The 8,906-nt window shown below is 64.2% G+C and carries 8 protein-coding genes; 6 read left to right on the top strand and 2 right to left on the bottom strand.

The window, feature by feature from the left end; all coding sequences use genetic code 11:
• Positions 1-304 precede the first annotated feature (304 nt).
• Positions 305-688: a hypothetical protein gene (locus tag ABIB90_RS24690; RefSeq protein WP_219681862.1), complete on the top strand. Its 384-nt coding sequence runs from the start codon at positions 305-307 to the stop codon at positions 686-688.
• A 76-nt stretch (positions 689-764) separates the two neighbouring features.
• Here the strand turns inward: ABIB90_RS24690 and ABIB90_RS24685 are convergent, their stop codons facing one another.
• Positions 765-1,811 carry a polysaccharide deacetylase family protein gene (locus ABIB90_RS24685; RefSeq protein ID WP_007598702.1) on the bottom strand — a complete coding sequence of 349 codons (1,047 nt, stop codon included), beginning with the start codon at positions 1,809-1,811 and terminating at the stop codon, positions 765-767.
• 253 nt (positions 1,812-2,064) lie between these two features.
• On the opposite strand from ABIB90_RS24685, the gene ABIB90_RS24680 reads away from it, so the two are divergent.
• Entirely contained in the window at positions 2,065-2,391 is a 327-nt protein-coding gene (locus tag ABIB90_RS24680; RefSeq protein ID WP_007598705.1) for a hypothetical protein, read from the top strand.
• 166 nt (positions 2,392-2,557) lie between these two features.
• Complete coding sequence (locus ABIB90_RS24675) at positions 2,558-2,770, top strand: hypothetical protein (protein WP_219681861.1); 213 nt, start codon at positions 2,558-2,560, stop codon at positions 2,768-2,770.
• A 25-nt stretch (positions 2,771-2,795) separates the two neighbouring features.
• Here ABIB90_RS24675 and ABIB90_RS24670 read toward each other — a convergent pair whose 3' ends face one another.
• Positions 2,796-4,484, bottom strand: coding sequence for an MFS transporter (locus ABIB90_RS24670; protein ID WP_354172355.1), 1,689 nt, complete (start codon positions 4,482-4,484; stop codon positions 2,796-2,798).
• A 161-nt stretch (positions 4,485-4,645) separates the two neighbouring features.
• Between ABIB90_RS24670 and ABIB90_RS24665 the strand changes: the two genes are divergently transcribed.
• Genes ABIB90_RS24665 through ABIB90_RS24655 form a run of 3 tightly spaced genes read left to right on the top strand, consistent with a single transcriptional unit; the run spans position 4,646 to position 8,875 of the window.
• Positions 4,646-6,013 carry a hydrolase gene (locus ABIB90_RS24665; RefSeq protein ID WP_354201554.1) on the top strand — a complete coding sequence of 456 codons (1,368 nt, stop codon included), beginning with the start codon at positions 4,646-4,648 and terminating at the stop codon, positions 6,011-6,013.
• Positions 6,014-6,047: 34 nt separating this feature from the next.
• A complete protein-coding gene (locus ABIB90_RS24660) occupies positions 6,048-7,415 on the top strand; it encodes a cytochrome P450 (RefSeq protein ID WP_354201553.1) in 1,368 nt (455 codons plus the stop codon).
• A gap of 50 nt (positions 7,416-7,465) precedes the next feature.
• A complete protein-coding gene (locus tag ABIB90_RS24655; RefSeq protein ID WP_247474935.1) occupies positions 7,466-8,875 on the top strand; it encodes an adenylate/guanylate cyclase domain-containing protein in 1,410 nt (469 codons plus the stop codon).
• Positions 8,876-8,906 lie beyond the last annotated feature (31 nt).

Raw genomic sequence — 8,906 nt, 5'->3', positions numbered from 1 at the left:
CGCTTTCCACGGCATCTACACCTCCCGCAGAACAAAAGCGGAAAGTGTAACCCATGTGTCCGGTACGAACTGTCACCTATGTCTCGGGTCGCTCACAGCTCATTTGATCTCCCCAAGCCAGGCGTTGTGACCGGCGCATTTGGTCACCATGAGCGCGCTGGTGCAGATGAATCCGGTAGAGCGCGGCCATTGCCTCACCGTCGGAGGATTCAGTATCGCACGGCAGTCTGAGTGATCGTGATCACATAAACTCGCGATTGGCTCCCCTAGTGTCCAGCTCACGCCAAACACGGGGAGATTTCATATGCGCAAGATCATTCTGGTGGCCGCTATGGTGCTGGTCTCTGCCTCTGCCCAGGCCGGAGGCCCGCGCAGCCTGTCGCTGTCCGCGGTGAGCGAGCCGGCTTCGGTTCAGCAAACGGCGCCGACGCTCGCTGCCGCGCCGACGCAGGTGAGCGAAGCAGCGCCAGCCGCCGAAGCTCCGAAATATCTCGATCGCCCGCCGGCGGTTTCGCTCACTGCGCCTGCGGCGACTCCCACACCGACGACCGCGACGACCTCAGCGCTCGCGACGACGACCCAACCCGCCGCGAAGACGACGGCCAAGGCGGACAAGTCGAAGCACAAGCGCAGCTGGACCGAAGGCCGCATCATCAGCGAGCTGCATCGCCACGGCATCTACTGGTAAGGTGCCTGCTCTCAAAAAGCATATGGCCGGGACAAGCCCGGCCATGATGCAAGAGATTTGGATCGGACTGGACGCGCTACTGCGAAACCGTCTGCACCACGCTCCCGATCGGACGTGCGCTCGAGGTCGGCACCTTCAGGTCCTTCAGCAATGCCTCGTCATATTCTGGCAGCGACTCGAGCGTCGTCTTGGCCTTCATCTGCACGACCTTGTAGCCGCCGGCCTTGAGCCGCGCGAGCAGTGCAGGCATGGCTTCGCCGGTATGCTTCTGGAAGTCGTGCATCAGGATGATGCCCTTGCCGAGCTTGTCGAGCCTGGTCATCACGGTCTCGATGATCTTCTCCGGCGTGGCGCCCTTCCTGAAGTCGAAGGAGTCGATGTCGGTCGAGAACATCGCGACGTTTCGGGTGCCGAAATAGCTCACGATCGCCGGATTGTGCTGCAGCTGCGGGAAGCGGAAGAACGGTGCCGGGTTGGTGCCGAGCGCGTATTTCACGGCGCTAACACCCTTCTCGACCTCGTCCTTGGCCATCTGCTCGGTCATCTTCTTGCCGTTCAGGTTGACGTGCGACCAGGTGTGAGTGCCGACCGTGTGGCCCTGCGCCAGCACCTGGCGAAGGATTTCCGGATGGTAGGTCGCATGCTTGCCGACCGAGAAGAACAGGCCCTTGGTGCATTCATCCGCGAGCGCCTTCAGCACGGCGGGCGTGTTGACCGGCCAGGGACCGTCGTCGAACGTCAGCACGACCTCCTTGTCGGTGAGGAAGTCGAACTGCTTGAAATGATCGAAGCCGAAGCCCGGACCGCCGGTGGTGTCGATCTCGACCACGCGGGAGACGCCGAGCGCGTTGGGATTGGCGCAGGTCGATTTCTGCTGAACCGGCATCGGCGCGGGTGCGGCGGCCGGGGCGGCTGCCGCCGGTTTGGCCGCAATCGCCGCCGTGGTCGTGACGTCGTCCTTGGCGGCGAGCTTCGCCTGTGCCGGCAATTGATCGGCGGCACGGGCGGCAATCGTCTTGGGAGCGGCCTGGTCGGCGCGCGAGGAATAATAAAACCAACCGCCGGCGGCAATCACGACCGCCGCAACTACACTGGCCAGCATCAGGCCCAACGCATTACGCATCGCCATTCTTTCCAATTACGCAACCAAACCGGCGGAATTTCCCGCTCGACGAGCCATTAATGCGAAGGAACAGTTAACGTGACACCAACACGACAGCGGATATGAAGGAATTTCAGCGAGGTGCGCCAACGTGACCATAGTCACAGAGGGTGGGCCTCCCGTGACCGTCATCACAGTGGAAACTGTTTTGCTGGAGCATGGTCGATCCCATCAACAACGGGCCCGCTTCCAGCGGTGCCAATGGGAGCTTCAAATGACCAACTCGCTGAACACCAAGTCTCTGAACACCAAGTCCTTGAGTAGCAAGATCCGCGACACCAGCCTGGCTCTGGGCTTTGCCGCCATCCTCTCGATCGCCTCGACCGGCTCCAGCTTCGCCTTCTCGTCCGAAGCCCAGCAGCAGTGCACCGGCGACGCTTTCCGCCTGTGCTCGTCGGAAATCCCGAACATCCCGAAGATCACGGCGTGCATGATGAAGCATCGTTCGGATCTGAGCGCCGGTTGCCGTGCGGTGATGGACAAGGACCTCGCCAAGGGCGGCGCGTCACGCAAGGTCGCTGACGCCCAGGACGCTCAGTAACAGTAACGATAGCGTCGTTGCGTCGGTTAGCTCCCCTCGCGATGTGCCCCGGCGTCAAGCCGGGGCCACGCGGCAGCGCAAGCCCGCCTGCCAATAAAGCCGTTGCGGCTTCGGGATCGTCGCTCTAGCTTCGCCCGCACATCTTCCGGGTAAGAGGCATTACGCGATGACCAGATTTCTTTTCATCATTCCATTGATCCTGTTTGCATCGGCTGCGTCCGCGCAGCAGCCCGGTCACGACGCCTGTGCGCGCGATGTGACGCGCTTCTGCCGCCCGGTGATGAACAATGGCGATCAGGCTGTGCTCGCCTGCCTCAAGCAAAACCGTACGCGGCTCACCAAAGGCTGCGAGAAGGTGCTGACGGATCACGGGCAGTAAGACGTCGCTACGGACTCGCGAAACCCTACGTGCTGCTTCCCGCCGCAGTGGCGACCACGGGCAGCACCTCACTTGCTGCCTGATCCGGCGTCTCCTCTTTCCAGCGCACCGAGCCGAACGGACGCTCGAGCATGCGGCGGATCCGCACCGGATCGGGGCCGATGTGGAAATCGATCGCCTCCTGATGCAGAGCGCGTTCGGACTGGGTCGAGCGGTTGCGCTGGCGTAGATAGTCGAGCCAGGTCGGACAGTGGTAACGCTCGGTCCACAATTCGGGATCGGCGATGTCGCGCGCGATCGACCAGCCGTAAGCACCGTTGCGCTGACGAGAGAGCTGCACGTCCTGCATCACGTTGTGAAAGGCGCGGGCGTTGTCTTGGGCGACGCGGTATTCGATCTCGACCACCAGCGGCCCGCTGCGTGCCGTGAGCGACAGTTTGACTTCCGGATCCGCTAGCAAATCGGCGTCTTCATTACGGGCGCCGACGCGCGGCATCGTGAGCCAGATCCCCAGCACCGGCGAGATCAGCATCAGGCCGGCAGCCGTCAGCAGCGCGACCTCGACGCCGGCATAGTCGGTGAGATGGCCCCAGCCCCAGGCGCCGACCGCGATGCCGCCCGAAATCGAGGCCTGGAACGCCGCGAGCGAGCGGCCGGCGACCCAGCGCGGCGCCGAGAGCTGCACGCCGATATTAAACAGTGCGACGGCGGCCATCCAGACCGCGCCGGCGAGCACCAGGGCAGCCGCGGTCAGCACCGGCTCGGTGCTCACGGCGAGCGCAGCCATCGCAAACGCCATCGAAATGGTGCAGGCGCGGATCGCGGCTTCGCCGCTCATGCGCTTACGCAATTCGTGGATGTTGAGCGCACCGACCACGGCGCCCATCCCGAAGGCGCCGAGCATGACGCCGTAGGTCTGCGCGCCGCCATGCAGCAGATCGCGCGCGACCAGCGGCATCAGTGCCATGATGGCACCGCCGATCAGGCCCATCACCAGCGTGCGCAACAGCACGATCTTGATCGGCGGCGAATTGGTGATGTAGCGGAAGCCCGACACCATGGCGCGGTTGAGCTTCTCCCGCGGCAGCCGCGAGGGCTCGGTGTTGCGCCGCCAGAGCAGCAGCACCACCAGCAACGGCAAATAGAGGATCGCGTTACACGCAAACGCCGCCACCGCACCGAGCGCGGCGACGATGACACCGCCGACCGCCGGACCGAAGCTGCGCGCGATGTTGTAGCTGATGCCGTTCAGCGCGACGGCCGACGGCAGGGCATCGGGCGGCACCTGCTCGCTGACCGAGGATTGCCAGGCCGGGCCGAACAGCGCGTTGCCGCTGCCGACCACGAAGCAGAACGCGAGCAGCGTTTCCGGAGAAATGTAGTTGAACCAGGCCAGGACCGTGAGCGCGGTCGCGCCAGTCAGCGCGATCATGAGCGCGATCAAGGTGACGACACGGCGGTCATACATGTCGGCGATGGCGCCGGCCGGCATCGAGATCAGCATGATCGGCAGCATCAGGGCGGTCTGCACCAGCGCCACCTTGTCCGCCGAAGCGGCCATCTGCGTCATCGCCCAGGCGGCGCCCACGCCCTGGATCAGCAGGCCAAGATTGGAGAGCAGGCTGGCGAGCCAGATGCGCCGGAACACGGTGTACCGCAGCGGCGCCATGATGCCGTCGGTCGCAATTTTCTGGCGGTTCGTCTGCTCGGTCATATCCCCTTCCAGATGGGCTGGCAGAAGTAGTCTTGAAGTCGTCTTGGAGTGGTCTTTGGGCGATTCCGGCAAGTTCAGTGATGCCTGCGAAAGTCCTTCGCTGTCCAGTGGTTAGGCCGGTATAAGCGGTGCACAGAGATGGTTTTGCGGGGGAGGAACAGATGAAGCTGTCACGACGAATGATCATGCTAGGGGCCGGCAGCTTGCCCTTCGCAATTGCGAGCTTGCGGACGGGCGCGTTGGCCCAGCCCTCACCTGCCGCGTCGGGCGAGGTGCCGCCGATCCTGTTCGTCCACGGCAATGGCGAATACGACGCGCTCTGGATGACGACCTTGTGGCGGATGGAATCCAACGGCATCGCGCGCGACCGCATGATGGCGATCAATTTCACCGATCCCAATGCACGAAGTGACGACAAGGTCGAGCAGGCGGGCCGCTCCTCTACCGAGGACCAGCGCCGCGAGCTCGCCGCCGCCATAGCCGAATTGAAGCGCAGCACCGGCGCGGCCCGCGTGGCGCTGGTTGGCAGCTCGCGCGGCGGCTATGCCATCCGCAACGTCATCAAGAACGGCGGCGCCAGCGATGTCAGCCATGCCGTGCTGTGCGGCACGCCCAATCACGGCGTGTTCGCGACCGACGACCAGCCCAACAGCGAGTTCAACGGCCGCGGCGCGTTCTTGCGCGGCCTGAACGAGGGCGAGAGCGAGGTGACGCCGGATGTCGCCTTCCTCACCTTGCGCAGCGACGGTATGGACAAATACGCGCAGGCCGATGGCCGTTTCATCGGCAAGCCCGGTACGCCGACCGGCGTCAACGTCGAAGGTCCGGAGTTGAAGGGGGCGGCCAACCTCGTGCTCGGCGCGCTCGATCATCGCGAGGTGGCGTTCCACCTCCGGGCCTTCCGCGAGATCTACAAATTCATCGCCGCCCGCGAGCCCGCGCGAATCGCGATTGTCCCGGAGCAGAGCGTGAAGCTGAGTGGGCTTGTTACCGGCGCGCCCGGCGGCGTGTCGACCAACCGGCCGATGGCCGGCGCAACCGTCGACGTGTTTCGGGTCGATCCTGAAACCGGTGAGCGCAAGGGCAACGCCGTCCACAGTGCGAAGACCGGTGCCGACGGCCGCTGGGGACCGGCGCAGGTCGAGCCTTCCTGGTCGCTCGAATTCGTCGTCGCATCGCCGGATGCGCCGACGACGCATATCTACCGCTCACCCTTCCCGCGCTCGTCGGACGTCGTGCATCTGCGCGCCGCGCGTCCGCTCGGGCCCGCGGACAAGGACGCCGGGGCTGTGGTGATCATGTCGCGTCCGCGCGGCTATTTCGGCCTGCCGCGGGATGTGGTGCTGCTCGACGGCAAGGAGCCGGCGGACGTCAAATCGGGTGTGCCCACAGATTCGACAGCAACACTGCGCCTTCCGGCCGGCGAGGTGGGGCGTAACATCGTGGCCCAATTTGGCGAAGAACGAATTGTGGCACGCGCCTGGCCTGCCTCCGAGAACAGGATTGCGATTGCCGAGCTGACTTACTAGCTAATTGCCTGCGTCACCTCTGCGGGAGCGAGCCATGAACATCGCCAGCGTGCGTCGGCCCATCGTCCCTCCGACCCCGCCGCGTGCGCCCGACGACATGTCGTTCCTCGGCCGGCTAGCCGTGATCAAGCGGAACATGATCGCGACCTGGGGCCAGCGCGCCTACGAGGAAGACGTCATCGAGGGCCGCTTCTTCTTCCGCAACAGTTTCATCCTGAACCAGCCGGATGCGATCCGGCATGTCCTGCTCAGCAATTACGAGAATTATTCGCGTACCCCGGCGGGCATCCGCATGCTTCGTCCCGTGCTCGGCGACGGTCTTCTGATTGCGGAGGGCCATTCGTGGACGTTTCAGCGCCGCACTCTCGCGCCGGCGTTCACGCCGCGTGCGACGGCAAATCTCGTTCCGCACATGACGGCGGTGCTCGACGAGACCATCGCGAAGCTGGACGGGCGAACGAGCGAGCCGATCGATCTGCGCGAGATCATGCAGCGCATGACGCTGGAGATCGCCGGACGCACCATGTTCTCGTTCGGCATGGACCGGCATGGTCCGACCTTGCGCAACTTCGTCATGGAGTATGGAGCCCGACTCGGGCGGCCGTACTTGCTCGACATGGTGCTGCCGCTGTCCTGGCCGAGCCCCATGGATTTTGCCCGCGCCCGTTTCCGCAAGCGCTGGACTGAATTCGTCGCGATGCTGATCGCCGAGCGGCGGGAGATGGGCAAGAAAGCGGGCGCGCCGCCGCGCGATCTTTTCGATCTCATGGACGAGGCGCGGGACCCCGAAACCGGCAAAGGCTTTTCGGACGAGCAACTCGTCGACGAAGTCGCAACCATGATCCTCGCGGGTCACGAGACCACGGCGACCGCGCTGTTCTGGGCGCTCTATCTGCTCGCCCTCGATCCCGATACGCAGGAGGAGGTCGCCTCCGAGACCCGCGGCGAGCACCTCGACAGCATGGTCGATATCGATCGCCAGAAGTTCACCCGCGCCGCGATCGAGGAGACCATGCGGCTTTATCCGCCGGCCTTCCTGATCGCCCGGGCCGCGCGCGAGAAGGACAACGCGGCCGGCGTCGCCATCGGCAAGGGCGACATCATCATGATCGCGCCGTGGCTGCTGCACCGGCACGAGAAGCTGTGGGATCAGCCGAACGCGTTCATTCCAAAACGCTTCATGTCGACGGAAGCACCCGATCGGTTTGCCTATCTGCCCTTTGGCGCGGGTCCGCGCGTCTGCATCGGCGCACCATTCGCGCAAGCCGAATCCGTGCTGGCGCTGGCCCGGCTGATCGGTGCGTTCCGTGTCGAGCTTGCCGATACCAGCCCTGTCATTCCGCTCGGCGTCGTCACGACCCAGCCGGACCGTTCGCCGCTGTTCCGCATCACGCGTCGGTGACAGGCGTTCGCCTGGCGGACGGCGTGATCCACACCAGATAGAGTTGCGCCATGAGCGATATCCAGGCCCAGTTTTCCGTTCTGAAGCAGACCGCCGATGCGAAAGTGGTCGACGCGATCGCGCGCCTCATCGAGGACGGCGAAGATCACGAGCTCAACCGCGTCAATGTCCTCGATTTCGCGAAGCAGCACGGTCTCGATGAAGAGCACGCGATCTCGGCATTCCTGCATTCGGCGCGGCTCGGCCTGTTCGATCTGGGTTGGAATGTGCTGTGCCCGGGCTGCGGCGGCGTGTTGGGTGCGCACTCGACCCTGAAGGCGCTCAAGCCCGATGATTATCATTGTGCGCTGTGCGCCTGCGGCTACAAGGCCTCCGTCGATGATCAGGTCGAAGTCTCCTTCACCGTCAATTCACGTGTCCGGCGCATTGCGGCGCATGATCCTGATACGCTTCCGGTGTGGGAGTACTTCAAGCAGGTGTTCTGGAGTTCCGGCGTCGACTTCAACAAGGAATCGTTCGCGACGCTCGCCAACGAGGTGACGCTGGATACGATGGAGCTGCCGGCCGGCGAGAAGGCGACCATGTCGCTGCAACTGCCGAACGATTTCATCATCATCTTCGAACCGGTGACTCACGCGGCCCATTTCATCGACGTGCAGGGCGAGCCGACCAAGGACCGTCAGCAGCTCGCCATCATGTACAACAGGGTGCAGGCGCCGACGGGAACCACGACCATGCGGCCGGGCCCGCTGCGGCTGTCGCTGGAGAACCAGGCCGGCGTACGCGTGCTGCCGTCGGTCTTCATCGCGGCCGAGGCACTCCATCACCTCATCGGCAAGCGCAAGCCGTTCCTGACCGCCAAGCGGATGCTGTCGAACCAGACGTTTCGCGACGTGTTCAAGGCGGACAATCTCAGTCTCGACCAGCGGCTCCAGATCACCTCGCTGACCTTCCTGTTCACCGATCTGAAGGGATCGACCGCACTCTATGAGCGCGTCGGCGATCTCGCCGCCTTCGACCTCGTGCGCGCGCATTTCCATGCACTGCTCGAGATCATCTCGTCGGAGAAAGGCGCGGTGGTGAAGACCATTGGCGACGCCGTGATGGCGACCTTCGTCCGTCCCGAGCATGCGATCGCGGCGGGTTTGCGGATGCGCGCGGCGATGGACGAGCTCAACAAAAAGCGCGGCACCGCCGATCTCATCGTCAAGATCGGCATCCACGAGGGTCCGTGCCTCGCGGTGATGCTGAACGAGCGGCAGGATTATTTCGGCCAGACCGTCAACATCGCCGCCCGCGTGCAGAGCCTCTCGACCGCGCAGGAGATCCACATCACCGGCCCGGTGCTCGATGCACCGGCAGTCGCCGAAGTCCTCAAGCAGCGCGAAATCAGGCCGATCCAGAAGCAGGCCGCCCTGCGCGGCATCGCCGACAAGATGGTGGTGTACGAGATACCGTGAGGTGTTGCCCCCCACATCGTCCTGGCGAAGG

The sequence above is a fragment of the Bradyrhizobium sp. JR4.1 genome (genome assembly GCF_040548605.1).
Taxonomy (GTDB): domain Bacteria; phylum Pseudomonadota; class Alphaproteobacteria; order Rhizobiales; family Xanthobacteraceae; genus Bradyrhizobium; species Bradyrhizobium canariense.
The sequence above is the reverse complement of the archived record's forward strand: the minus strand, read 5'-3'. Positions and strand labels throughout refer to the sequence as shown.